The following is a 21,811-nucleotide window of genomic DNA, read 5'->3' on the forward strand; positions in this document are numbered from 1 at the left end:
CGGTTCACTTGCGGCGGTTGGTGGGCGAGGAGCCCGTGAAGTCGTCGAACATCTGCGCGAAATCGTCATTCGACGTCGCGGACGAAGCGCGGCGCGGCGTGGAGGAGACGGCGCCGGTAGCGCGGGCGCGCCCGCCCAGCACATTGCGCAGGATCGCCTTGGTGACCTGGTTGGTGACTTCGCGCGCCACCTGCCGGGTAACCTGCTCGCCGACGCTCATGCGCCCACGCGAGGGGGTGCCGAGAATGCCGCCGAGGATGCTGTCGAGCCAGCCACCGCCCGAGGCCGCGCCGGCTTCGGGCGGCGTCGTAGAGGGGGCAGGGGCGGGCGCGCCCGGCTTCTGCGGCGCCGCCTCGGGGGCGGTCTCCTCGGCGCGCTTGGCCAGCATCTCATAGGCCGACTCGCGGTCGAGCGTCGTGTCATAGACGCCGCGCACCGGGCTGTTGGCGATCGCGACCTTGCGCAGCTCCTCGGTGATCGGCCCGACGCGGCCGGCGGGCGGGGCGATGAGCGTACGCTCGACCATGGAAGGCGTGCCGTTGCCTTCCAGCATGGAGACGAGTGCCTCGCCCTTGCCGAGCTCGGTGATGACCTGAGCGGTGTTGAGTTTCGGATTGGGACGGAAGGTGTCGGCGGCGGCCTTCACCGCCTTCTGGTCGCGCGGGGTGAAGGCGCGCAGCGCGTGCTGCACCCGGTTGCCGAGCTGGGCGAGCACGCTTTCGGGCACGTCGAGCGGGTTCTGCGTGACGAAATAGACGCCGACGCCCTTCGAGCGGATGAGCCGCACTACCTGTTCGATCTTCTGCAGCAGCGCCTTGGGCGCGTCGTCGAACAGCAGATGCGCCTCGTCGAAGAAGAACACCACCTTCGGCTTGTCGGGGTCACCGACCTCGGGAAGCTCCTCGAACAGTTCCGACAGCAGCCAGAGCAGGAAGGAGGCGTAGAGCTGGGGGGCGCCCATCAGCTTGTCGGCGGCAAGGATGCTGATCGTGCCGTAGCCCGAGCGCTTGTCGATGCGCATCAGATCCTTGATGTCGAGGGCCGGCTCGCCGAAAAACTTGTCGGCGCCCTGGTTCTCCAGCACCAGCAGCTGGCGCTGGATGGTGCCGACCGTGGCAGAGGAGACATTGCCGTAGGTGGTGGTGAGCTTGGCCGAATTCTCCGCCACGAAGGCCAGCATGGCGCGCAGGTCCTTGAGGTCCAGCAGCAGCAGGCCCTGCTCGTCGGCGATGCGGAAGACGACGTTGAGCACGCCTTCCTGCACGTCGTTGAGGTTCATCAGCCGCGCCAGCAGCAGCGGGCCCATCTCGGACACGGTGGCGCGGACCGGATGGCCCTGCTCGCCGAACAGATCCCAGAAGATCACCGGGAATTCGTCCGGCACATAGTCGACGCCGATCTCCTCGCAGCGCTTGAGGATCCAGTCCTGCCCCTCGCCAGGCATGGCGATGCCGGACAGGTCACCCTTGATGTCGGCGGCGAAGACGGGGACGCCGGCGCGGGAGAAGCCTTCCGCCAGCGTTTGCAGCGTCACCGTCTTGCCGGTGCCGGTGGCCCCCGTCGCGAGACCGTGCCGGTTGGCGAGCCTGAGGGTGACATATTCGGGCTTCTCGCTTCTGCCGACGAATATCTTGCCGTCGATGTCCCCGGACATGGCCGTCTCCCAAGCGAACTGACGGCCACCTTTAGAGCGCGCCGGGAGCGGTTCGGCAAGCGCGTCTGTTCGTCATCCCGGCCGAAGGCGAAGCCGTAGAGCCGGGATCGCTGGAAGGTGCAGGAGCGGACCACGATCCCGGCTCGCGCCTGAGGCGCGTCCGGGATGACGTCGATACGGAGCACTTGCCTTCCGCCGCGCGGCGCGCGATTTGGTGAGCCAAGAATCTCAATGTCGGGAACGCCATGGCCGCTCTCACCCCGCCCCCCCAGCGCATCTTCGACGCACGCGGCCGCCAGCTCGACTATGCCGAGCGGACGCTGGTGATGGGCATTCTCAACATCACCCCCGATTCCTTCTCCGATGGCGGACGCAGCGCGGCGCTCGCCGACGCGCTCACCCATGCGCGGCGGATGGTCGAGGAAGGCGCCAATATCATCGACATCGGCGGGGAATCGACGCGGCCCGGCCACACGCCGGTGCCGGTGGAGGAAGAACTGCGGCGCGTGCTGCCGGCGATCGAAGCGCTGGCGGGACTGCCGGTGCCGCTCTCGATCGACACCCAGAAGGCGGCGGTCGCTGAGGCGGCGCTGGCCAAGGGCGTGAGCATCCTCAACGACATATGGGGCTTGATGGGCGACCCCGACATGGCGCGCGTGGCGGCGGCACATGATGCGGGCGTGGTCGCGATGCACAATCGGTCGGTGGTCGATGGCAGCGTCGACATCCTCGCCGACATGATCGCCTTCTTCGAGCAGGCGCTGGAGCGCGCGGCGCGCGCCGGCATCCGTTCCGACCGGATCTGTCTTGATCCGGGCATCGGCTTCGGCAAGACCTTCGAGCAGAACCTTAAGGCGCTGGCCTCGCTCGGGGAGATCGCCAAGCTCGGCTTTCCCGTGCTGCTCGGCACCTCGCGCAAATCGCTGATCGGCAAGGTGATCGAGACGACGCCCGCCGAGCGTCTGCCGGGCACCATCGCCTCCAACGTGATCGGCATCATGGCCGGCTGCGCGATGATCCGCGTGCATGACGTCGCCGCCCATGTGCAGGCGGCGCGGGTGACGGAGGCGATCCTCCATGCCGCGTAGCACCCCGCCTGATTTCTTCGTGCGCCGCCCGCGCCAGGTCGAGAAGCGCCTCGCCTATCTCTGCCTCGGCTCCAATCTCGGCGACCGCGCCGGCACGATGGCGAAAGCGGTGGGGCTGATCGCCCGTACGGGCCTCAAGATCGTCGGGCGGTCCTCGCTCTACGAGACGCCGCCCTGGGGACCGGTGGCGCAGGGGCCGTATCTCAACATGGTGGTGGCGGTGGAGACCGAGCTGTCGGCGCGCGAGCTGCTCAACATGCTGCTCGGCGTCGAGCACGCCTTCGGGCGCGACCGCACCCGCGAGGTGCGCTTCGGGCCGCGCACCATCGACATCGACATCCTGCTTTACGGTGACGACGTGGTGGCCGAGCCCGATCTCGAAATCCCGCATCCGCGCATGATGGAGCGGGCTTTCGCCCTCATACCGCTCGCCGAGTTGGCGCCCGATCTCGTGGTGCAGGGCGTCCCGGTGCGGGAGGCGCTGGAAAGGCTGGACCGCAGCGGCATCGAGAAGGTCGACCCGCAGCCGGCGGAAGGCTGAACGCCGAAAAGGCGGCGGATCGCCCCGCCGCCCCGTTGTCTTACGATGGAGCCGCGTTTAGCGGCAGACTTCGACGTCGCGCGAGCGGAGGTTGCCCCAGCGATTGTAGTAGGTCTGGGTCTCGATCCAGCAGCGCGGGCGGTGCCGACGATAGCCCTGACCATATCCGGGACCATAGGCCGGCACGTAGCGCGGGCCATAACCGCCGCCGTAACCTCCACCGTACCCTCCGCCATAGCCATAGCCGGGGCCATAGGCGGGCGGCGGGGGCGGACCGTAATTGTCGCTGGCGGCCGCGGCGGCGATGCCGCCGATGAGCAGACCGCCCACCACGCCGGCGGCGATGGCGGCGCCGGTATTGTTGCGGTTGCCGGCATAGGAGGGAACCGACGCCAGCGTGACGCCCGCAAGGGCAAGCGCGGCGATCTTGGTGTGCTTGGCGAGACGGATCATGGCGGTCCTCGTAAGAACTCTGTATTCGCTCGCGGCCGGGATTGGCCGTCTGATGGAGATGAACCTAATCCTCGCCGGCTTGCGCCGACCTGAACCGCCTGTTGCAAAAGGTTCATCAAACTGAACGCATTCCAGTGGGGTCGTTCATCCGGTATTCATGCCGGAGCCGGGGAGAGCAGCCATTGCCGGACTATGACAGCCAGGGCCTCGTCGCCGCCTGGATCTTCGATGGCGCCGGCAGCGCGCGCCGCATCGGCTGGGACGAGATCCATGCCGGCCCTCCCGCGGGGAGCGGCTTCCAGTGGATCAGCCTGCAGCAGCTCGACCATCGGCACGGACAGAACTGGCTCTCCGATGAGAGCCGGATCGATCCGTCCATCGTCGAGTCGCTGACCGCCGCCGAGACGCGCCCGCGCTGCGCGCTGTTCGACAACGGCGCCTTCCTCAACCTGCGCGGCATCAATCTGATGCCCTATTCGCTGCCCGACGAGATGCACTCGATCCGCTTCTGGGTGGAGCCGAACCGCATCGTCTCGGTGCGCAAGCGCGCGCTCTCCGCCGTGGGCGATTTCGAGGACGCGATCCAGCGCGGGCGGGCGCCGCGCACGCCGGGCGAATTCGTCGCCGACCTCTCCATGCGGCTCGTCGACCGCATGGACACCGTCATCACCGCGCTGGCCGAGCAGGCCGACGAGCTTGAGGAACTGGTGCTCAGCGCCACGCTGTCCAACCTCAGCATGAAGGTCTCGGAGGTGCGGCGGGTCGCCATCATCCTGCGCCGCTACATCGCGCCGCAGCGCGAGGCGTTGAACCATTTCTCGCTGGAGGATGCCGACTGGCTGACCGCGCGCGACCGCAACCGGCTGCGCGAGGCGGCGGACCGGGTGACGCGCTTCGCCGAGGAGCTCGATTCCGTGCGCGACCGCGCGGCGGTGATCTACGACCAGATGGTCGAGCGCCGCGCCGAGCAGATGAACCACTCCATGCTGGTGCTCGCGGCGGTGACGGTGGTGTTCGCGCCGATGACGCTGATCACCGGGCTGATGGGCATGAATGTGGAGGGCATTCCCGGCGCGGCGGACCCGAACGGCTTCTGGGCGGTCACCCTCATCGCCGGGATGCTGGGGGCCGGGCTGGTCGCGTTGCTGCGGATGATCCGCTGGCTTTAGTCGTCTAATCTGGTCCTCAGGGATGCCGGCGCCAGGGCAGGGCGGCATCGACGAGGGAGCGGAGCATGAGACAGGTCATCTGCAGCGGCATCGCGGCGGCGATCGGCCTTGCCGTGATGGCGAGCGCGCCGGCCGGTGCCTATGAGTTCACCGGCGCTTTCCCCGGCGGCGACTGCGCCGCCATGGCGAGGAGCATCCCGCCGAACAAGCTCTGGTACGGGCACTTCACCGGGCAGCGGGAATGGGGCACCTTCCTCGACCGAATCCAGACCCGCACGGTCGAGGGCTGCTTCCGCACCAAAGCTGAGTGCGAGAACTGGCTGTACCAGTGGCGCTCCACCTATCAATATAATTTCTGGGCCGATTACTGTGTCATCAGCAACCAGCCGCGCCCGCGCCGCCCCTATGCGGGGTGAGGCGCGCAGCAAAAAGGCGCCGGCCCGACGGGGCCGACGCCTTCGCGCGACTTGGTCGAATAAGGCTCAGACGGCCTTGGCGTACAGCTCGGCGACGTAGTCCCAGTTCACCAGGTTCTCGACGAACGCCTTGAGGTAGTCCGGGCGGCGGTTGCGGTAGTCGATGTAGTAGGAATGCTCCCACACGTCGACGCCGAGGATCGGGGTCGCGCCGGTCACCAGCGGGCTCTCGCCATTGGCGGTCTTGGCGATGACGAGCTTGCCGTCCTTTACCGCCAGCCAGGCCCAGCCGGAACCGAACTGGGTGACGCCGGCCTGGATGAAGTCTTCCTTGAACTTCTCGACCGAGCCGAGATCCGCGACGATCTTCTTCTCGAGCTCGCCGGGGATGGCGCCGCCGCCATTGGGCTTCATCCAATGCCAGAAGTGCAGGTGGTTGTAGTGCTGGCCGGCATTGTTGAACAGGCCGGCATTCTTGCCGAAGGAGCCCTTGACGATCTCCTCGAGCGACTTGCCCTCCCACTCGGTGCCCTTCAGCAGGTTGTTGCCGTTGGTGACATAGGCCTGATGGTGCTTGTCGTGATGATATTCCAGGGTCTCGCGCGACATGAAGGGCGCAAGGGCGTCGTAGGAATAGGGAAGTTCGGGAAGCGTGAAGGACATCGAATCTGTCTCCGCAGAATGAAATTCGGCCGCGCCGTCACGGCGCCTTCCACGGGTGCAGGGACACCGCGAAAGATCGGCACCGATTAGATAGGGCTCTGCGCGGCGGCGGACAACCAAAAGCATCGCGCGCGCCTAAATTCTTCTCAATCGTCCTTTCGCGGGCGCGCCGGCGTGATCAATTTCGCCGGATTCCGGCACGACTTTCGTAAACGCGGCGGTAGACGTAAAGTCCTCTTGAACAAGGCCGAAACGAATCGGTCGTGCGGAGTTTTTGGATGGGTGCAGTTTTCATCGGCGTCGGTCTCGCCGTAGCCATTGTCGGTCTACTTCTCGGCGTGGTGGGGTTCAGCTCGTCGGAGACGACGTCGGGCGCGGCTATTCTTAACGCCGGAAGCATCGGTTTTGTTGGCGGGATACTCTTTCTCGGGCTGGGGTTCCTCCACCGGGCCCTCGTCGACATCGCGCAGCGTCTCGATGGCATCGTGCATTTCGAGCCGGAAGAGGAAGAGACGACGGAGCGCGGCGCGATCCTTGACGTCGTCGAGGAGTTGCCGCCCGTCAGCGCCCCGCTGCCGGAGAGGAAGCCAGCCGCGCCGGTCGTCGCTGCCGAGCCGGAACTGGAGCCCGAATCGACCGCCACCTCGCTCGAGGCCGAAGAGGCCAAAACCTCGCGTGGCGGACTGCCTTCCTGGTTCCGCCGCAAGCGCGAGGCGGAGCCGGAGCCCGTGCTCGAACCCGAACCCCCGTTCGAGCCCGAGCCGGCCGCCGAGGCCGCACCGGATTTCGAGCCGCTTCCGCCGTTTCGTCCGGCCGGAGAGGCACCGCGCCGAGACCTGCCGGCGTTCCTGCGGACAGGCTCCGCCACGGCCCCCGCCGAGCGGCCGCTTGCAGGCGGGTTCGGCAGCGAGCCGCGTCCCGCCGAGCCGCGCTTCCCGGATCTGCGATTTGGCGAGCCGCGTATCGGCGAACCCCGTACGTCCGAGCCAAAGATCAGCGAGCCTCGCATCAGCGAACCGCGTATCAGCGAACCACGGATTGCCGAGCCACGCGCGCCGGAGCCTCGTGCGCCCGAGCCGCGTGCACCGGAGATGCCCGCGCCGCGCGACGTTCCCCCGCGCGACGAGCTCGAACCCGGTCCGCCGCCGACCTTCCTGCGCGAATCCGATCTCCTCGGCGATGACGAGCCACTGGCGCCCGAAGTCACGGTGCTGAAATCGGGAACGATCGGCGGGATGGCCTACAAGCTCTATTCCGACGGCTCGATCGAGGCGGACCTGCCGGACGGCACGCTGCGCTTCGCGTCGCTGCAGGAACTGCGCGACCATGTGGCCGGCAGCGCCGCGCGCAGCGAGGACTAGGTCCGCCGACTAGGTCCGCCATCGTATCGCGAACATGAAAAAGGGCGCCGCAGCGCCCTTTTTTATTGCTTGCCCGATTGTCTAGCCGGTGCCTTTGCCGGCGACCGCCAGCGCGAAGGCATCGACCTGCGCGGTCTCCTCCAGCCGGTCGAAGCGCCCGGCGGCGCCGCCATGTCCGGCTTCCATGTTGGTGCGCAGCAGCAGCGGATTCCTGTCCGTCTTGGTGCCGCGCAGCTTCGCCACCCATTTCGCCGGCTCCCAATAGGTCACGCGCGGGTCGGTCAGGCCGGCCAGCGCGAAGATCGCCGGATAGTCCTTGGCCGCGACATTGTCGTAGGGCGAATAGGAACGGATATAGTCGAAAGCCTGCCAGTCGGTGATCGGGTTGCCCCATTCCGGCCATTCCGGCGGGGTGAGCGGCAGTGTGTCGTCGAGCATGGTGTTGAGCACGTCGACGAAGGGCACTTCCGCAATGAGCCCGGCGAACAGCTCCGGTCGCAGATTGGCGACGGCGCCCATCAGCATGCCGCCGGCCGAGCCGCCATGGGCAATGATGCGATCGCGCGCGACGACGTTCTGAGCCACGAGATGTTCGCCCGCCGCGATGAAGTCGCTGAAGGTGTTGGTCTTCTTGGTAAGTTTACCTTCGCGGTACCAGCGCCAGCCCTTCTCCGTGCCGCCGCGTATATGGGCGATGGCATAGACGAAGCCGCGATCCACCAGCGACAGGCGCGAGGTCGAGAAGCTCGCCGGGATCGAGATGCCATAGGCGCCGTAGCCATAGAGCAGGCAGGGCGCCGAACCGTCGAGCGGCGTGTCCCTGGCGAACAGCAGCGAGACCGGGACCAGTTCGCCGTCCGGGGCCGGCGCCATCACCCGGCGGGTGACGTAGTTCTTCGGGTCGTGGCCGGAAGGCACTTCCTGCCGCTTGCGCAGCACGCGGGCCCGGCTAGCCATGTCGTAGTCCCACACCTCGGACGGGGTGGTCATCGAGGAATAGGTGAAGCGGATCTCGGTCTTGTCGAAGCCATAGCCGGGATCGAAGCCGAGCGAATAGGCTTCCTCCGCGAAGGCGACGCTGTGTTCGCTGCCATCCCCCAGCGCACGCACCACGATGCGCGGCAGGCCGTCCTCACGCTCCAGCCGCACCAGATGGGCGCGGAAGGCGCTCTGCGACAGGATGAGCCGGCCCGGCTTGTAGGGCACCAGATCGCGCCACTGCGCGCGGCCGGGCGTGGCCAGCGGGGCGACGACGATCTTGAAATCCTCGGCGCCGTCGGCATTGGTCTCGATGATCAGGCTCTCGACGCCGTCCAGCGCGGGGTGGTGCTCGACGCCGTAGCGCAGGCCCGGCTCGCGCGGTTCCACCCGGAAGGGCGCGGCGAGAGGCGCTTCGAGGTCGATGAGCCAGACCTCGCTGGTGTCGTGGTCGCCGCAGGAGATCAGGCCGAAGCGGCCGGATTGAGTGCGGCCGAGCGAGACGAAGAAGCCCTTGTCCGGCTCCTCATAGATCAGCACGTCGGTCGCGGGATCGGCGCCCAGCAGGTGCCGGTAGACAAAGCTCGGGCGATGCTCGGGGTCGCGGCGGATGTAGTAGAGATGCCGGCCGTCCGCGCTCCACAGCACGTCGCCGGTGGTCTCAGCGATGCTGTCGGCGAGATCCGTGCCGCTGGCGGTGTCGCGGATGCGCAGCGTGTAATATTCCGAACCCGCCTCGTCCGCGGTCCAGGCGTAGAGGCTGTGATCGGGCGATTGCCGTGCATCGCCGAACTGGAAATAGGCCTTGCCCTCGGCGAGCGCGTCGCCGTCGAGCAGGATGGTCTCGCCGGCCACCGCTCCGGCTGGCCGGCGGCAGATCAGCGGGTGCTGGCCACCCTCGCGGAAGCGGGTGAAATAGGCGTAGGGGCCATCGGCGGCCGGCACCGAGGCGTCGTCCTCCTTGATGCGGGCCCGCATCTCCCGCACGAGCTGCTGGCGCAACGGCATATGGGGCGCGAACCACGCCTCCGCGCCGGCGTTCTCCGCCTCCAGCCACGCGCGGATATCCGGCGCCAGCAGATCGGGATCGCGCATGACTTCGCGCCAATTGTCGGCGCGAAGCCAGGCGTGGGGATCGTTCAGGGTCTCTCCGTGGAAGCTGCGGATCAGTGCGGGATGTGAGGCGCCGTCTGTGCTCACGAGTTCGCGCCCCGCTCGTCCGCCTTGAAGGACAGGGCGATGCCGTTCATGCAGAAACGCAGGCCGGTCGGGCGCGGGCCGTCCGGGAAGACGTGGCCGAGATGCGCGTCGCAGGTGGCGCAGCGCACCTCCACCCGGTGCATGCCGTAGGAATAATCGTGAACCTGCGTCACGGCGTGTTCATCGACCGGGCGGAAGAAGCTCGGCCACCCGGTGCCCGATTCGAACTTGGCGTCGGAGCGGAACAGCGGCGCGTCGCAGCAAACGCAACTATAGACGCCGGGCTCCTTCTGCGAGAGGTGCGGACCGCTGAACGCGCATTCCGTACCGTGACCGCGCGTTACGCGAAACTGTTCCTCGGTGAGTTGGGCGCGCCACTCCGCATCGGTCTTCACCACCTTGGGCCGGCTGGTTGTTTCTGTCATGGGAACTCCCTGGATTTTCCTACGGAGATAATTGTGTGATCCGCTTGCCGCAAGGCGGCTGCGGCTTCACGAAGCTGTGGCAACGGCTATGAAAAAGCTCCTTTGGATCGATTTGAGCTTTGCTGCATCGCCGACTGTGACTTCAGAATCATGTGATGTTGCGAATAATTTATGCGCTCCAGGTCAGAAATACCTTGCGGCCGTTGATTCGAAAGTTTATCTATCGCAGAGGGGCTCGTTACCAAGCTGTCTACGCTAATTTGATGCGTATAGTCGTTGAATTTGATGCCCTGAGCCGGATGCCTATCGTTGGTGTCTTGGTATACCGATGTCATTTGAAGAATGAGCCATGAGCGACGCCACGGACGCTACCCTTTATATCGAGCTGACCGCCGATATTGTCTCCGCTTATGTGAGCAATAATGCCGTCGCCCCCGGCGATCTTGCCACTCTCCTCAACGAAGTTCACGGTGCCCTGCACCGCGTGACGAAGGGCGAAATCGAGCCCGCGCCGGAGCCCCTGAAGCCCGCCGTGCCGTTGAAGAAGTCGGTCGCGCCGGACTTCATCGTCTGCCTGGAGGACGGCAAGAGGTTCAAGTCACTGAAGCGGCATCTGCGCACGCAGTACAATCTGACGCCCGAGCAGTATCGCGAAAAGTGGGGCCTGCCGGCGGATTACCCGATGGTGGCGCCGAACTATGCCGCCGCCCGCTCGGCGCTCGCCAAGGAAATGGGCCTCGGCCAGCAGCGCCGCCGGACGGCGCGTCGCTAGCGCGTGATCCTGCCGGGACGTTGCGTTCCGGTGACGCGATGATGCCGGCGACGTCGGGCGGGGAGTTGTGATCTCTTCGCCGCCAGGGGGGGGGCATGCCGACGGCGATTTCGGGATGGATGTGCGTCAATTGCCGCGAGGGCGGAAGTTGAACGAAGGTTGGGTAAGGCCGCTATGCTTTGCATGGCGGCCTTTTTCTTTGCACGATGTCCCGGCTCCATCGGGATTGCTGCGGGATGGCAGCTCGAGCTCGGCCACGAGGCGCCGCAACGCCGCGTGGCGGGAGGGGTCATAACCGAGACCGCTGCGGGCGGCGCGGCGCTCCTGCCGCAGCAGGCGGCGCAGCGTGGCCAGCCGCTGCTCGCGCGTCGAGCCGATGAAGGGACGCAGCGCCGCCGCCCGCGCGGCGATCATTGCCTCCGGGTCCTCCTGGCGCATGGCTCGGATCGGGCGGTGCCGGTGGTGTGCGTGCATGAGGCGGCCTCGCAATGGGACGCCGGCAGTATCGATCTGCATGGGCGGTGTCGGATAAAATTCCTAGAAGCTGACACGATATCGATCCGTGATCCGGCAGCAAATCATTGCTATGTCGAGTTATTTGGCAGGAATGGCGCATGGAGTTATCGATGTTCCTAATTTGTTCTTGCCGATGAAGATGCGGCGTGTTTAGGTTAAAAATCCTAAATATGGAGCGCCGCCATGTATGGCCACCCCCCACCGCCTTTCCTGCCTGTTGTCCCTCCTGCGCGTCCTGGCGGCCCGATCGTGCCCGCTTCGGTGCCCGCCCTGCCGCCCGATCCGTGCCGGCTCGCGGCGGAGATCGCCGCCCGCCACACCGAGCTGCCGGTGGAGGATGTACTGCTCGCCGGTCGGGGCGACCGGCGCCTGTCCTCGGCGCGGGCGCTCGCCATGTATCTCGCCCATGTCGGCCTAGGTGAGCCGATGCGGGCCGTCGCGCGCGGCTTCCATCGTCACCCCTCGACCGTCGCCCACGCCTGCTGGCGCATCGAGGAGCGGCGCGAGGTCGCGGGCTGGGATTGCCGGGTGGCCGAACTGGAGGACGAGGCGCGCCGGCTCATGGCCGGAGATGCGGTCGGGGAGGCGGTCGGGGAGGCGGCTCATGGCGCGTGAGGGCCGCTTCGACACGGTCGAGGTGATGGTCGACGGTGTGGCCGCGCAGGTCCGCGTCGATCTCGAGGAGAGCCCGCTCGGCTGGCTGGCACGCCGGCGTGGGCGCGACGGGCAAACGCTGATCGCCCCGGTGCAACTGCTGGCCGGCGAGCGGCTGCGGGCCGATTTCACCCGTGGGCAGATGACGCCGCGCATGACCGCCGACTGGGGCGCCACCGGCAAGGCGGGGCGGCGTGGGCCCATGGCGGGCCTGAGCATGCCGGAAGCCGCGCTGGCCGCCCGCCAGCGCGTCGCCAGGGCGCTGGAGGCGGCCGGCCCGGAATTCTCCGGCCTGCTGATGGATGTGTGCTGCTTCCTGAAGGGCCTGGAGCAGGTGGAGCAGGATCGCGGCTGGCCGGCACGCACGGCCAAGGTGGTGCTCGGCCTCGGGCTCGACCGGCTGGCGCGCCATTATGGCCTGTCGGGCATCGCCGAGGGGCCGGCGCGCGGACGCATGCGAGCCTGGAGCGCGTCCGACGGGCTGGAGGGGTGAGGGCGGGTCAGTTGACCGAGGTCGCCAGTGCCTGCAGGGCATCGGCGCGGATGCGCTCGACCATGGAGCGCAGGCCGTTGGAGCGCTGCGGCGTGAGATGGTCCTTGAGGCCGATGCGCGCGAACACCGCGCCCGGATCGGTGGCGAGGATGTCGCCGGCCGCGCGGTCGGAATACAGCGCGAGCAATATGGCAATGAGGCCGCGCACGATATGGGCGTCGGAATCACCGACGAAGCTGAGGCGCGGACCCTCGCCGCCGGTCGTCGTCCGGCTGACCAGCCAGACCTGACTGGCGCAGCCCTGCACCTTGGTGGCGTCGCCGCGCTGCTCCTCCGGGAAGGGCGGCAGCTTGCGCCCGAGCTCGATGAGGTAGCGGTAGCGGTCGTCCCAATTATCGAGGAGTTCGAAGTCCTCGATGATGCTGTCGATGCTGGATGTGGTCATGTGCGCCTCGTGAGCCGCATATAGGGGCGCCGGGGCGGCGAGCGCAATGCCAAGCGGGTTCAGGCCGGCCGTTTCGGCGGCAGCGGGACGCCCGGAGCGGGATCGGTGGCGGGGACGGCCGCCGGCGCGAGGGAGCCGGCCGCCGTCGGGCTGCTGGTGCCGGGGCGCAGCGGCCCCTGCCATTCCGGGCTGAGGTCGCGGGTGGTCAGCGTGTCCTCGCTGGACGAACCGAAGGCGCGGGCGGCGGCCTTGCGCTTCTCCTCGACGATCTGCTCGGAAATATAGGCCAGCGCGAAGCGTGCACCGGCCTCGGCGCGCTCGCTGATCACGCTGATCAGCCCGGCGCCGATGGCGCAGGCCTGCGGCTGGCGCGCGCAGAAGCCGCCGGCGTCGGCGACAGCCGAGGTCGCGGCGGAAAGCGCGTCCATGGCGCCGACCGTCGGCTCCTTCGGGGAGCTAGAATCGTGCGGCGACCCGCCCGGAATGCCGGGCAGGAGCAGCAGGACGATGGTCAACCAGAAACCGATCCGTAGCAGAAAGAACATGACGCTTCCCGCGGCTCTCGCCGATGATGCCTCAATGACGCATAATAACGGCGCCGGGTTGCTCAACCGATGTCGCAAAGCCGCGAAATTGCTGGATTGTTGCAAGCGCTTGTTAAGTACGTCGGCGATTTTAGGCTTCGTTTAAGGCCTGCATGGCAGTGTGGGCCAAACCGCGCCCGGGGGCGCGTGGGTTCAGGATGCCATGCCGCGGTCCTATGCAAGCGATCTCCTAGTCGACGACATCGACCTCGATGCCGAGCGTGTCGCCGGCCGTCCCTATCGCACCGGCCGGCGAAAATCCGACCTGTTCATGGTGGTGATCGCCGCCGGCGCCAGCGCGGCCATCCTGTTCAATGCCTTGATGATGCAGGGGCCGCGACGCGAGGGTGCCGCCGCCACCGTGCCGCTGCCGGCGAGCCCGCCGGCTGGGCTGCGCCAGGTTGCCGCTCCGGCGCCGGCCCCGGTCGCAACCGTTCCCGCTCAAGCCCCGGCTCCCGCCGCTATCGCGCCGACTCCGGTTCCCGCTGCCGCCGTCGCCGCCGCTCCGGTGGCGCCGCTGCCGCCGGTGAAGCCGGCGCCGCCGCCGCGTCCGGCCGCCACTCCCGCTGCCGCGCCCGCTACGATGGTGCCGCCCGCCAATGTCGCGCCCGCCGCTGCCGCTCCGGCCGCCATGCCGCCGGCCGATGTCGCGGTCTCCGCGCGGGTGATGGAAGTGCAGAAGGCGCTGGCCCGCCTCGGCTACGGTCCGATCCGCATCGACGGGCGGGTGAGCGATGCCACACGCGACGCGATCCAGCGCTTCGAGCGTGACCGCCGCATGCCGGTGACGGGCGATATCTCCGACCGGCTCGTGCGCGCGCTGAACGAGGTCGCCGGCTTCAACATCCGGTAGGCCGGTCATGCGTCTCAAGAGCGCCATCTGGGTGTCGGCGCTGGTTCGCCGGGCCAACGGGGTCGGCGCCTTCACGGCGGTGCGCCGCCGCGGGGCGGAGGAGGCCGGCGCGATCTTCGTGAAGGTGGCGACGCTCGACGGCAAGGCCGCGCTTTATGGGCCGGCGCTGCCCTCGCTCGACGCCGATCGCGATACCGGCGAGCGGATGTTCGCCCCGCTGCTGCCGCCGGGCACGCCGGAAAGCGCGGCGGAGGAGCGCATGGCGCGCGAGATCCGCTTCGATCCGGATCTGTGGTTTGTCGAGATCGAGGACCGCGACGGCCGGCACTTCCTCGAATTGACCAAGGAATAACCCGCTCAGCCGTGCTGGCGACCCTCGGCCGTCTCGCTGGAGGCGTGCGGCGTCGGGCGCGGGGCGCCATAGCTGCGCATGGACGGCGCCTCTTCCGCACGCTCGCGCGGCACGCGGCGCCCGGCGCGCCAGCTGGCGACCAGATGCTGTGCGCTGGCGACCGGCATCATGTCGAAGGTCTCGGCGAGCCGGGTCATCTCCGCTGCCGAGCGGCCGGTGGCGGGATGCAGCCGGAACAGCACGCGCGACAGCACGGCGAAGGACAGGCCGAGCGCCCGCGCAGCGACGGCGAATGCCTGCCCGGTGCCGTCGGCGACCACGCGCGCGGCGTTTTCCGGCGAGATGCCGAGCGCCGGTTCCAGCAGGGCGGCGATGGCCCCCGGCTCGCCACCGCGCGCGGCTTCCAACAGCGTGTCGGTGAAGCCGTCACTGGCTGCCGCCGGGCGTTCCGCCAGAGGCACGGGCGGCAGGGTGACGAGACGCGCCACCATCGCCGCCCGCTCTTCCGGGCTGGCGGTGAAGTATTCCGGCACGGGTGCCGGGAGGGGCTCGACCGGGGTGGCCTCGCTTGCGAGTTCCAGTGCAGCTTCATCAAGGGCCGGCACCTCGGCCTCGAGGTTGGCCGTGGTGCTCGTCGCGACGTCCGTGGCAGCCTCGACCGGCGCTTCCGTCGGTGTCGCGGCAATAGTGGAGGAAGGCGCAGCGGCATCGACGGGCCTGTCCTGCGGCGCCTCGGCCGGCAGGCAGGCCATGGCCGCCAGCGCCGTTTCGAATCGCGCGAGAGCGGGTTCTGCCGTGGGTTCGGTGGCCGGCGGTGCAGGCGGGGGGGCGACCTCCGGGGCCGACGCTTCCGTGTCGATCGCCGGTGCCGGCTCGGGTGCTGGCTCGGCCTCGCGCGCGCTCGTCTGGTCGATCAGTTGCGCAAGCTGCTTGGCGAGCGCGGGGGAGACCTCGCGGCGGGCGCTGACGGCGGCAAAATGGTCCGGAGAGGTGCTGCGGGCGACCGCCACGAGATCCTCGTCGGTCAGCACGGGCGACTGGCGCAGCACCGGCCCGGCAAGGGCGAGCGGCCCCTGCGCCAGATGCAGCACCAGTTCGCGCGGCATGTCGGCACGCGGGGCGATCTCCCGCACCCATTTGGCGGCGACGGGCACTTCCACCGCGTCGATCAGCCGGCGGGCGAGGGTGGCGAAGCGGCTCTGCTCGGCATCGCTGTGTTGCGGCTCGCGGACATACAGGCTCACAAGCGCGCGCAGCATGTCCGGCCGGGTGTCCTCGTGCCGGCGACGCGCTTCCTCGATCAGAACTTTGAGGCCGGAGCCTGGAGTGGAAGGCATCGCAAAAGGGGGGCTTGAGGATCAAATCCTGCGAAGCAGAAAGCCTCGCGAAACCAAGCTAGGCATGGATCGTTAGCAAGCCGTTAACCATGACGGTTTGTTATGGGGCTGTCCCGGTTGACGTAAGGGCGCAATCCGGCCGGATCGGGACAGTGCGGCGGAGGGGATTGCGCCCGGACGGCGAACAAGGCGCGCTTTCCGGCCTTATCGGGCTAGAGGGATCCGCGCGAACTGCGGAGGGCGATATGGGCTCGGTCGTGCCGTTTCCCGTTCGTCGGACGCAAGGCGATCCCCGCGAGGGGGAGGCGCAAGGCGTCCGCACACCACCACCCGAACGTTCGGGCGAGGTGGTGATCCTGCCCGTCGTGCAGCGGGTCCGTCCCGCGCGGGAAACACTGCCGCCGGTCAATGTGCCGGCCGGCGACAGCCTATGACGGGCTGTCGCAGCCGGCGGCGTCGACCAGCGCCTTGACCTCGTCGCGGGCGCTGCGCTCGCGCACCAGCGCGCGGATGATCACCACGCCCTCGTCGGAGGGCGATTCGACCACCAACCGGTCGGCGACGGTGACTTCGTCGTTCTCCGGCAGAGCCGCCCGTTGCTTGGCGTTCATCAGATCGAGCTCGATCACGCTGCGGCCGGCGGAGCGGTCGTTGATGGCGTAGAAGGGCAGGCCGTGCCGCGTGTAGAACGAGATAGAGGTGTAGTCCTCCGTCGTCGGCATGCGGATCTTCATCGGCCCGTCGCCGAGATCGTACAGGCAGACCGCCGAGACGAAGGCGGGATCGGACGCCGGCAGCACGGCTCCCTCCGGCGAGGGGTCCTCGATCGGCGCCACCGTGTTGATGTCGGTGACGGCGGCGAGCCGGGCATAGGCGTCGCGCTCGGCGAGATAGGGCACGATCAGCACCGCCACCAGATGGACGATCGCCCCCAGCACCAGACCGGCGAGGATCGGCAGGACCAGCCGCTTCATGGGCAGCGCTCCGTCACCAGGCGCGGCATCTCCGGCGCGTCGCTCGTCGAGGAGGCGAGCCCGACCGGGGTGTCGTAGAGCCGCAGCGTGAGGGCGATGCGTTCGCGGGCGCCGGTGGGCAGCCAGTTGCCCGGCCGGGCGCGCGGCCCGAGCAGCACGTCCAGCGTGCCGTCGCGGTTCCACACCACTTCGGGGCTGGTGAAGCCGCCGCGCTGGGCGGCATTGGCGATGAGCCTTCCGCGCCCGTCGGTGACGGTCAGCGTCCAGAAGCGGGCCTGCGGCACCGTGCCCGACAGGCGGATGTCGCAGCGCCCGTCGAGCGGGCGCCCGGCATCGTCGGTGGTGGCGATGAAAGCGAGGCCGTCCGCCAGTTCCAGCGGCAATTCGCCGGCGCGGGACAGCGCGGCGCGGGCATAGGGGTCGGCCTCCTCGGTGCCCGCCTTGGGCCAGGACTGCCAGGCGCCGGCGCGAATGCCCGCCGGGCCGTAGCCGTTCACCGTGGTGACCCAGGTGAGGCCGAGGCCTATGGCGGCGCCGATGGCGAGCGTCAGGAAAAAGAGCAGGGCACGCACGGGATGGGCAATCCGATGGAACGGGGCGCCCCATGGATGGGCGCGCGGACGGGGAAGGTCAACCGGGCAGAGACATCAGCGGGAGCCATCGGCCTAATTGCTGCCGAGGATGGCAGGCGCGGCGCCGGGAACCTGCTCCGTGCCGGCGGCCGCGGTCGGGCGCCGGATCGGCTGGCTGGCGGCGTCGAGCATGCGGCCGGACAGGCCAATCAGCCGCTCCGCCGCCGCTGGCGAGAGGGTGACCGGGCGCTTCACGCCGTCGATCTCCAGCGGCGTCGCCTGCGCCGCGGCACCGTCGAGCGCGGGCGCCGGCTGGCCACCGAGACCGGGCGTCGGCTTGAGCTCGATACCCTGATGGGCGAAAGCCATGACCTTCTGCCACGTCATGGCGGGCAGCGTGCCGCCGGTCATCTTGCGGGTAGGGGCGTAGTCGTCATTGCCGAACCAGATGGCGCCGACATAATTTCCGGTGAAGCCGACGAACCAGGCGTCGCGATAGGCGTTGGTCGTGCCGGTTTTCCCCGAGACCTTGGTGCCGGGAATCATCGCCCGGCGGCCGGTGCCGTTCTCCACGACGCTGTTCAGCATCGGGTTGATCATGCCAATGACGTTCTCCGGGATGACTCGCTTGGGCTTCGGCCCGTTCTTCGCGAAGCTCCACACCGGATCGCCGGCCGGGGTGCGCATCTCGATCACCGCATGCGGGTCGACCGACATGCCGTCATTGGCGAACACGGCATAGCCCGTCGCCTGGTCGAGCACCGTCACCTCGGCGGCGCCGAGCGGCAGAGCGCGGGTGATCTTCAATTCGCTCTTCACGCCCATGGCGTGGGCAAGGTCGACGATGCGCCCGCGCCCGATCGCCTCGGCCAGCTTGACCGCCACGGTGTTGAGCGAGCGGGTCAGCGCGGTGATCAGCGGAATGCGGCCGGCATAGGAGCGGCCGTAATTCTGCGGGCACCAGTTGCCGATACAGATCGGCCCGTCCACCACCATGGTCTGCGGGGTGTATTTCCCGGTCATGAGCGCGGCTGTGTAGACATAGGGCTTGAAGGACGAGCCGGGCTGGCGGAGCGCATCGGTGGCGCGGTTGAACTGGCTCTCGCCATAGTCGCGCCCGCCGACCAGCGCGCGCACTGCCCCGTTCGGCTCCATCACCACCATGGCGGCCTGCTTGGCGCCATAGTCCTTGCCGAACTGCTTCAGGCTGTCGCGCACGGCGGTGTCGGCGGCCTTCTGGATGTTCGGGTCGAGCGCCGTGCGCACGATGAAGGAGCGCTCGGCATAGTCCCGCGGCAGGGTCTCGACGATCTTCTTCACCTGGTCGAAGGCGTAGTCGAGATAGTATTCGGGAACGTCGTCCTGCTTGCGGTCGACCGGCGTCGCCGGGTTGCGGCGGGCGCCGAACACCTGGCCCTCGGTCATGAAGCCCGCATCGACGAGGTTGTCGAGCACCACGCTGGCGCGCCCGCGCGCCGCCGGCAGGTTGACGTGGGGGGCGAATTTCGACGGCGCCTTGAACAGGCCGGCGAGCATCGCCGCCTCGGCGAGGTTCACGTCGCGCGCCGACTTGCCGAAATAATACTGCGCCGCCGCGTCCACGCCGAAGGCGCCGCCGCCCATATAGGCACGGTCGAGATAGAGCTTGAGGATCTGGTTCTTGGTGAGATGGAACTCCAGCCACAGCGCCAGGAACGCTTCCTTGATCTTGCGCTCCAGCGTGCGCTCGTTCGACAGGAACAGGTTCTTGGCGAGCTGCTGGGTGAGCGAGGAACCGCCCTGCACCACGCCACCGGCACGCGCATTGGACAGCACTGCGCGGAAGGTGCCGGGGATGTCGATGCCGAAATGGTCGTAGAAGCGCCGGTCTTCGGTCGCCAGCACGGCCTTGATCAGATGGTCGGGGAACTCCTCCAGCGGCACCGTGTCGTTGTGGCGGATGCCGCGCTCGCCGATGACGTTGCCGTAGCGGTCCTGGAAGGTGACGGACAATTCGGCCCGTTTCAGCCAGTCGTCCGAGGTCTCCTGAAACGCCGGCACGGCAAGCGCCAGCATGAGCACGGCACCGACCGCGCCCCAGCTCATGCAAATGGAGGCGATGGAGATGGCGACCCGCGCCGGACCCTGCACGTTGAAGCGCTCGGTGAAGGCGACGAAGCTGTCCCACCCCGCGTGCAGGGCGACACCACCGGCATAGATCGACGAATCGATCCAGGAATCGAGCGCGAGCAGGAAGTTCTTCAGCCGCTTGCCGCCACGCCGGCGCGGGGCGGAATCCTCCTGCGGCGGGGCCGCAGGCGATTCCTCGCGCGGCGCGTCGGGGGAAACTTCGTGCGGCGTGTCGTTCAAGCCCGATACTCCTGGGGCGCCGGCGGGCACCCGGCCCACCTGCGAGGCCTTCCGTCCTTATAGCCGAGCCCTCGCCGCTGCACGAGAGCAGCATCGGGGCTCGCTAAGGCCGTGGCGCGACGCTATCTAAGGTTTGATTGCCGGATCGTGAAGCATCTGGCCCGCGATCCGCACTCAAAGTGAAGAACCGATGAATTCCGACGCCAACGAGCCCTTCTGGCGCACCAAGTCGCTGGACGAGATGGACGCCGCCGAGTGGGAGAGCCTGTGCGACGGCTGCGGGCGATGCTGCCTGGTCAAGCTGCAGGACGAGGACACCGAGGCGATCGCCTATACCGATATTGGCTGCAAGCTGCTCGACGACGATGGCTGCCGCTGCCGCGACTATCCTAACCGGCAGGCGCAGGTGCCGGACTGCGTCCGCCTGACGCCGCAGACGGTGCGCGCGCTGGACTGGCTGCCGCCATCCTGCGCCTATCGCCTCGTCGAGGAAGGCCGCGACCTTTATTGGTGGCATCACCTCGTCTCGGGCGACCGCGACAGCGTACACGCCGCCGGCGTCTCGGTGCGCGGCAAGGTGGCGGCGCTGGAGGACGAGCTGCCGCTGGAGGATTTCATCGAGCACATGGTGCGCTGGCCGCTGCGCCTGCCGCGCGGCGCAATTCGTCGCTTGGCGAAGGCCGTGCCGCTCAACGCGGCAGCGGCGCCGTCAGCAGCATCACCGCGAAAGCGCTGAAGGCGTGGGCGGCGCAGATCCGCGGTCCCGCGCAAGGATTCCGCCGAAGGCGCTATCTCCGCGACACCCCGAGGTGCGCCGTCCTCACAGCGCCAGCACGCTCTTGTCGACCTGATTGATGTCCTTGGTGCCGGTGAGCGCCATGGAGACGTCGAGCTCCTTGCGGATGATCTCGATCGCCTTGGCGACGCCGGCCTCGCCGCCGGCGGCGAGCGACCATAGGAAGGACTTGCCCATCAGGCAGCCTTTGGCGCCCAGCGCCACCGCCTTGAGCACGTCCTGGCCGGACTGGATGCCGCCGTCGAACCAGATCTCGCTCTTGCCGCCGCCGATGGCGTCGACGATCTTCGGCAGGGCCGAGATGGAGGATACTGCCCCGTCGAGCTGGCGGCCGCCATGGTTCGACACCACGATGGCGTCGGCGCCGGTCTGCGCGGCGATGCGGGCGTCCTCGACATCGAGCACGCCCTTGAGGATGAGTTTGCCCGGCCAGATCGAGCGGACCCATTCGACATCCTTCCACGACAGGGACGGGTCGAACTGGCCGGCGATCCACTGCGAGAGCGTCGAGAGGCTGTCGCTTTCCTTGCGCACCGCGAGATTGCCGAAGGAATGGCGCTTGCCCATCAGCACGCTGAGCGCCCAGGCTGGCTTGGTGGCGATGTCGAGCGCGTTGGCGAGCGTGAGCTTGGGGGGAACGGCGAGGCCGTTCTTGATGTCCATGTGGCGCTGGCCCTGGATCTGCAGGTCGAGCGTCAGCACCAGAGCCGAGCACTTGGCGGCCTTGGCGCGCTCGATCAGCGATTCCGAGAATTTGCGGTCGCGCATCACATAGAGCTGGAACCAGAACGGCTTCGACACCGCCGCCGCCACGTCCTCGATCGAGCAGATCGACATGGTGGACAGGGTGAACGGGATACCGGCGGCCTGCGCGGCGCGGCAGCCGTGGATTTCGCCGTTGCCGTGAAACAGGCCGGTGAGGCCGGTGGGGGCGATGGCGAGCGGCAGGGAGACCTTCTCGCCGATCATCGTCGTCGCGGTGGTGCGCTCGGACACGTCGATCATCACCCGCTGGCGCAGCGGGATGGCGGCGAGGTCGGCCTTGTTGGCCTTCAGCGTGGTCTCGTCATAGGAGCCGCGGTCGGCATAGTGGAAGATCGCGCGCGGCACCTTCCGCTTGGCGATTTCCCGGAGGTCCTGGATGTTGGTGACGGTGACCATCTGCC

At 68.1% G+C, this 21,811-nt stretch carries 25 protein-coding genes; 12 read left to right on the plus strand and 13 right to left on the minus strand.

The features are described from left to right. Positions 1-4 precede the first annotated feature (4 nt). Positions 5-1,654, minus strand: coding sequence for a helicase HerA-like domain-containing protein (locus ACO2RV_RS01860; RefSeq protein WP_423289198.1), 1,650 nt, complete (start codon positions 1,652-1,654; stop codon positions 5-7). 245 nt (positions 1,655-1,899) lie between these two features. Between ACO2RV_RS01860 and folP the strand changes: the two genes are divergently transcribed. After that, complete coding sequence (gene folP, locus ACO2RV_RS01865) at positions 1,900-2,742, plus strand: dihydropteroate synthase (RefSeq protein ID WP_423289200.1); 843 nt, start codon at positions 1,900-1,902, stop codon at positions 2,740-2,742. Beyond that, complete coding sequence (gene folK / locus ACO2RV_RS01870) at positions 2,732-3,283, plus strand: 2-amino-4-hydroxy-6-hydroxymethyldihydropteridine diphosphokinase (protein WP_423289202.1); 552 nt, start codon at positions 2,732-2,734, stop codon at positions 3,281-3,283. Before folP ends, folK begins: the two co-directional genes overlap by 11 nt. A 57-nt stretch (positions 3,284-3,340) precedes the next feature. On the opposite strand, the gene ACO2RV_RS01875 is transcribed toward folK, so the two are convergent. Beyond that, entirely contained in the window at positions 3,341-3,736 is a 396-nt protein-coding gene (locus ACO2RV_RS01875) for a hypothetical protein (protein ID WP_423289204.1), read from the minus strand. Positions 3,737-3,918: 182 nt separating this feature from the next. On the opposite strand from ACO2RV_RS01875, the gene ACO2RV_RS01880 reads away from it, so the two are divergent. Together ACO2RV_RS01880 and ACO2RV_RS01885 are read left to right on the plus strand one after the other, a co-directional pair. Then, positions 3,919-4,905 (plus strand): zinc transporter ZntB, encoded by a 987-nt coding sequence (locus ACO2RV_RS01880; RefSeq protein WP_423289206.1) that lies wholly within the window; start codon positions 3,919-3,921, stop codon positions 4,903-4,905. A 65-nt stretch (positions 4,906-4,970) separates the two neighbouring features. Continuing rightward, on the plus strand, positions 4,971-5,321 hold the full coding sequence (locus ACO2RV_RS01885) for a hypothetical protein (protein ID WP_423289208.1): 351 nt from the start codon (positions 4,971-4,973) through the stop codon (positions 5,319-5,321). 66 nt (positions 5,322-5,387) lie between these two features. Here ACO2RV_RS01885 and ACO2RV_RS01890 read toward each other — a convergent pair whose 3' ends face one another. After that, the gene (locus tag ACO2RV_RS01890) at positions 5,388-5,984 is read right to left on the minus strand and encodes a superoxide dismutase (RefSeq protein ID WP_423289210.1); all 597 of its coding nucleotides are present in this window, start codon (positions 5,982-5,984) and stop codon (positions 5,388-5,390) included. A 338-nt stretch (positions 5,985-6,322) separates the two neighbouring features. Between ACO2RV_RS01890 and ACO2RV_RS01895 the strand changes: the two genes are divergently transcribed. After that, on the plus strand, positions 6,323-7,345 hold the full coding sequence (locus ACO2RV_RS01895) for a hypothetical protein (protein WP_423289212.1): 1,023 nt from the start codon (positions 6,323-6,325) through the stop codon (positions 7,343-7,345). 81 nt (positions 7,346-7,426) lie between these two features. Here the strand turns inward: ACO2RV_RS01895 and ACO2RV_RS01900 are convergent, their stop codons facing one another. Both ACO2RV_RS01900 and msrB read right to left on the minus strand, forming a co-directional pair. After that, a complete protein-coding gene (locus tag ACO2RV_RS01900; protein ID WP_423289214.1) occupies positions 7,427-9,523 on the minus strand; it encodes a S9 family peptidase in 2,097 nt (698 codons plus the stop codon). Beyond that, positions 9,520-9,948, minus strand: coding sequence for a peptide-methionine (R)-S-oxide reductase MsrB (msrB, locus tag ACO2RV_RS01905; RefSeq protein WP_423289216.1), 429 nt, complete (start codon positions 9,946-9,948; stop codon positions 9,520-9,522). The genes ACO2RV_RS01900 and msrB overlap by 4 nt, the downstream gene beginning before the upstream one ends. 349 nt (positions 9,949-10,297) lie before the next feature. Between msrB and ACO2RV_RS01910 the strand changes: the two genes are divergently transcribed. Then, on the plus strand, positions 10,298-10,720 hold the full coding sequence (locus tag ACO2RV_RS01910) for a MucR family transcriptional regulator (protein WP_423289218.1): 423 nt from the start codon (positions 10,298-10,300) through the stop codon (positions 10,718-10,720). A gap of 126 nt (positions 10,721-10,846) precedes the next feature. On the opposite strand, the gene ACO2RV_RS01915 is transcribed toward ACO2RV_RS01910, so the two are convergent. Beyond that, positions 10,847-11,134, minus strand: coding sequence for a hypothetical protein (locus tag ACO2RV_RS01915; protein WP_423289220.1), 288 nt, complete (start codon positions 11,132-11,134; stop codon positions 10,847-10,849). A 351-nt stretch (positions 11,135-11,485) separates the two neighbouring features. On the opposite strand from ACO2RV_RS01915, the gene ACO2RV_RS01920 reads away from it, so the two are divergent. Together ACO2RV_RS01920 and ACO2RV_RS01925 are read left to right on the plus strand one after the other, a co-directional pair. Further along, positions 11,486-11,851, plus strand: a complete 366-nt coding sequence (locus ACO2RV_RS01920) for a helix-turn-helix domain-containing protein (RefSeq protein ID WP_423289222.1) — start codon at positions 11,486-11,488, stop codon at positions 11,849-11,851. Then, entirely contained in the window at positions 11,841-12,383 is a 543-nt protein-coding gene (locus tag ACO2RV_RS01925; RefSeq protein ID WP_423289224.1) for a DUF6456 domain-containing protein, read from the plus strand. The genes ACO2RV_RS01920 and ACO2RV_RS01925 overlap by 11 nt, the downstream gene beginning before the upstream one ends. Positions 12,384-12,390: 7 nt before the next feature. Here ACO2RV_RS01925 and ACO2RV_RS01930 read toward each other — a convergent pair whose 3' ends face one another. Continuing rightward, the gene (locus ACO2RV_RS01930; protein WP_423289226.1) at positions 12,391-12,828 is read right to left on the minus strand and encodes a SufE family protein; all 438 of its coding nucleotides are present in this window, start codon (positions 12,826-12,828) and stop codon (positions 12,391-12,393) included. 59 nt (positions 12,829-12,887) lie between these two features. Further along, positions 12,888-13,373 carry a DUF5330 domain-containing protein gene (locus tag ACO2RV_RS01935; protein ID WP_423289228.1) on the minus strand — a complete coding sequence of 162 codons (486 nt, stop codon included), beginning with the start codon at positions 13,371-13,373 and terminating at the stop codon, positions 12,888-12,890. Positions 13,374-13,575: 202 nt separating this feature from the next. Here ACO2RV_RS01935 and ACO2RV_RS01940 point away from each other — a divergent pair, with 202 nt between their 5' ends. Beyond that, positions 13,576-14,265 (plus strand): peptidoglycan-binding domain-containing protein, encoded by a 690-nt coding sequence (locus tag ACO2RV_RS01940; RefSeq protein WP_423289230.1) that lies wholly within the window; start codon positions 13,576-13,578, stop codon positions 14,263-14,265. A gap of 7 nt (positions 14,266-14,272) precedes the next feature. Continuing rightward, a complete protein-coding gene (locus ACO2RV_RS01945; RefSeq protein WP_423289232.1) occupies positions 14,273-14,617 on the plus strand; it encodes a DUF1491 family protein in 345 nt (114 codons plus the stop codon). Between the two features lie 5 nt (positions 14,618-14,622). Here ACO2RV_RS01945 and ACO2RV_RS01950 read toward each other — a convergent pair whose 3' ends face one another. Then, entirely contained in the window at positions 14,623-15,876 is a 1,254-nt protein-coding gene (locus tag ACO2RV_RS01950) for a DUF2336 domain-containing protein (protein WP_423289234.1), read from the minus strand. 323 nt (positions 15,877-16,199) lie between these two features. Between ACO2RV_RS01950 and ACO2RV_RS01955 the strand changes: the two genes are divergently transcribed. After that, positions 16,200-16,388, plus strand: coding sequence for a hypothetical protein (locus ACO2RV_RS01955; protein ID WP_423289235.1), 189 nt, complete (start codon positions 16,200-16,202; stop codon positions 16,386-16,388). Here the strand turns inward: ACO2RV_RS01955 and ACO2RV_RS01960 are convergent. The 3 genes from ACO2RV_RS01960 to ACO2RV_RS01970 all read right to left on the minus strand — a co-directional run bounded on the left by ACO2RV_RS01960 (position 16,383) and on the right by ACO2RV_RS01970 (position 19,849). Further along, positions 16,383-16,928 (minus strand): DUF1254 domain-containing protein, encoded by a 546-nt coding sequence (locus ACO2RV_RS01960; protein ID WP_423289237.1) that lies wholly within the window; start codon positions 16,926-16,928, stop codon positions 16,383-16,385. The two genes, ACO2RV_RS01955 and ACO2RV_RS01960, sit on opposite strands and share 6 nt — an antisense overlap. After that, positions 16,925-17,500, minus strand: coding sequence for a DUF1214 domain-containing protein (locus ACO2RV_RS01965; protein ID WP_423289239.1), 576 nt, complete (start codon positions 17,498-17,500; stop codon positions 16,925-16,927). The genes ACO2RV_RS01960 and ACO2RV_RS01965 overlap by 4 nt, the downstream gene beginning before the upstream one ends. A 93-nt stretch (positions 17,501-17,593) precedes the next feature. Next, positions 17,594-19,849 carry a transglycosylase domain-containing protein gene (locus ACO2RV_RS01970; RefSeq protein WP_423289241.1) on the minus strand — a complete coding sequence of 752 codons (2,256 nt, stop codon included), beginning with the start codon at positions 19,847-19,849 and terminating at the stop codon, positions 17,594-17,596. Positions 19,850-20,039: 190 nt separating this feature from the next. Between ACO2RV_RS01970 and ACO2RV_RS01975 the strand changes: the two genes are divergently transcribed. Next, positions 20,040-20,585: a YcgN family cysteine cluster protein gene (locus ACO2RV_RS01975; RefSeq protein ID WP_423289243.1), complete on the plus strand. Its 546-nt coding sequence runs from the start codon at positions 20,040-20,042 to the stop codon at positions 20,583-20,585. Positions 20,586-20,669: 84 nt separating this feature from the next. Here the strand turns inward: ACO2RV_RS01975 and ACO2RV_RS01980 are convergent, their stop codons facing one another. Then, entirely contained in the window at positions 20,670-21,806 is a 1,137-nt protein-coding gene (locus tag ACO2RV_RS01980) for an alpha-hydroxy acid oxidase (RefSeq protein ID WP_423289245.1), read from the minus strand. Between the last annotated feature and the right edge of the window lie 5 nt (positions 21,807-21,811).

The sequence above is a fragment of the Ancylobacter sp. VNQ12 genome (genome assembly GCF_049445835.1).
In the GTDB taxonomy this organism is placed as follows: Bacteria; Pseudomonadota; Alphaproteobacteria; order Rhizobiales; family Xanthobacteraceae; genus Ancylobacter.

Excerpts from the sequence above, each read along its gene's own strand:
- ACO2RV_RS01890 (WP_423289210.1), bottom strand. The coding sequence starts at position 5,984 with ATGTCCTTCACGCTTCCCGAACTTCCCTATTCCTACGACGCCCTTGCG.
- ACO2RV_RS01945 (WP_423289232.1), top strand. The coding sequence starts at position 14,273 with ATGCGTCTCAAGAGCGCCATCTGGGTGTCGGCGCTGGTTCGCCGGGCC.
- ACO2RV_RS01875 (WP_423289204.1), bottom strand. The coding sequence starts at position 3,736 with ATGATCCGTCTCGCCAAGCACACCAAGATCGCCGCGCTTGCCCTTGCG.
- msrB (WP_423289216.1), bottom strand. The coding sequence starts at position 9,948 with ATGACAGAAACAACCAGCCGGCCCAAGGTGGTGAAGACCGATGCGGAG.
- ACO2RV_RS01955 (WP_423289235.1), top strand. The coding sequence starts at position 16,200 with ATGGGCTCGGTCGTGCCGTTTCCCGTTCGTCGGACGCAAGGCGATCCC.
- ACO2RV_RS01940 (WP_423289230.1), top strand. The coding sequence starts at position 13,576 with ATGCCGCGGTCCTATGCAAGCGATCTCCTAGTCGACGACATCGACCTC.
- ACO2RV_RS01930 (WP_423289226.1), bottom strand. The coding sequence starts at position 12,828 with ATGACCACATCCAGCATCGACAGCATCATCGAGGACTTCGAACTCCTC.
- ACO2RV_RS01910 (WP_423289218.1), top strand. The coding sequence starts at position 10,298 with ATGAGCGACGCCACGGACGCTACCCTTTATATCGAGCTGACCGCCGAT.
- ACO2RV_RS01860 (WP_423289198.1), bottom strand. The coding sequence starts at position 1,654 with ATGTCCGGGGACATCGACGGCAAGATATTCGTCGGCAGAAGCGAGAAG.
- ACO2RV_RS01925 (WP_423289224.1), top strand. The coding sequence starts at position 11,841 with ATGGCGCGTGAGGGCCGCTTCGACACGGTCGAGGTGATGGTCGACGGT.
- ACO2RV_RS01975 (WP_423289243.1), top strand. The coding sequence starts at position 20,040 with ATGAATTCCGACGCCAACGAGCCCTTCTGGCGCACCAAGTCGCTGGAC.
- ACO2RV_RS01915 (WP_423289220.1), bottom strand. The coding sequence starts at position 11,134 with ATGATCGCCGCGCGGGCGGCGGCGCTGCGTCCCTTCATCGGCTCGACG.
- ACO2RV_RS01950 (WP_423289234.1), bottom strand. The coding sequence starts at position 15,876 with ATGCTGCGCGCGCTTGTGAGCCTGTATGTCCGCGAGCCGCAACACAGC.
- folK (WP_423289202.1), top strand. The coding sequence starts at position 2,732 with ATGCCGCGTAGCACCCCGCCTGATTTCTTCGTGCGCCGCCCGCGCCAG.
- folP (WP_423289200.1), top strand. The coding sequence starts at position 1,900 with ATGGCCGCTCTCACCCCGCCCCCCCAGCGCATCTTCGACGCACGCGGC.
- ACO2RV_RS01980 (WP_423289245.1), bottom strand. The coding sequence starts at position 21,806 with ATGGTCACCGTCACCAACATCCAGGACCTCCGGGAAATCGCCAAGCGG.
- ACO2RV_RS01885 (WP_423289208.1), top strand. The coding sequence starts at position 4,971 with ATGAGACAGGTCATCTGCAGCGGCATCGCGGCGGCGATCGGCCTTGCC.
- ACO2RV_RS01935 (WP_423289228.1), bottom strand. The coding sequence starts at position 13,373 with ATGTTCTTTCTGCTACGGATCGGTTTCTGGTTGACCATCGTCCTGCTG.
- ACO2RV_RS01960 (WP_423289237.1), bottom strand. The coding sequence starts at position 16,928 with ATGAAGCGGCTGGTCCTGCCGATCCTCGCCGGTCTGGTGCTGGGGGCG.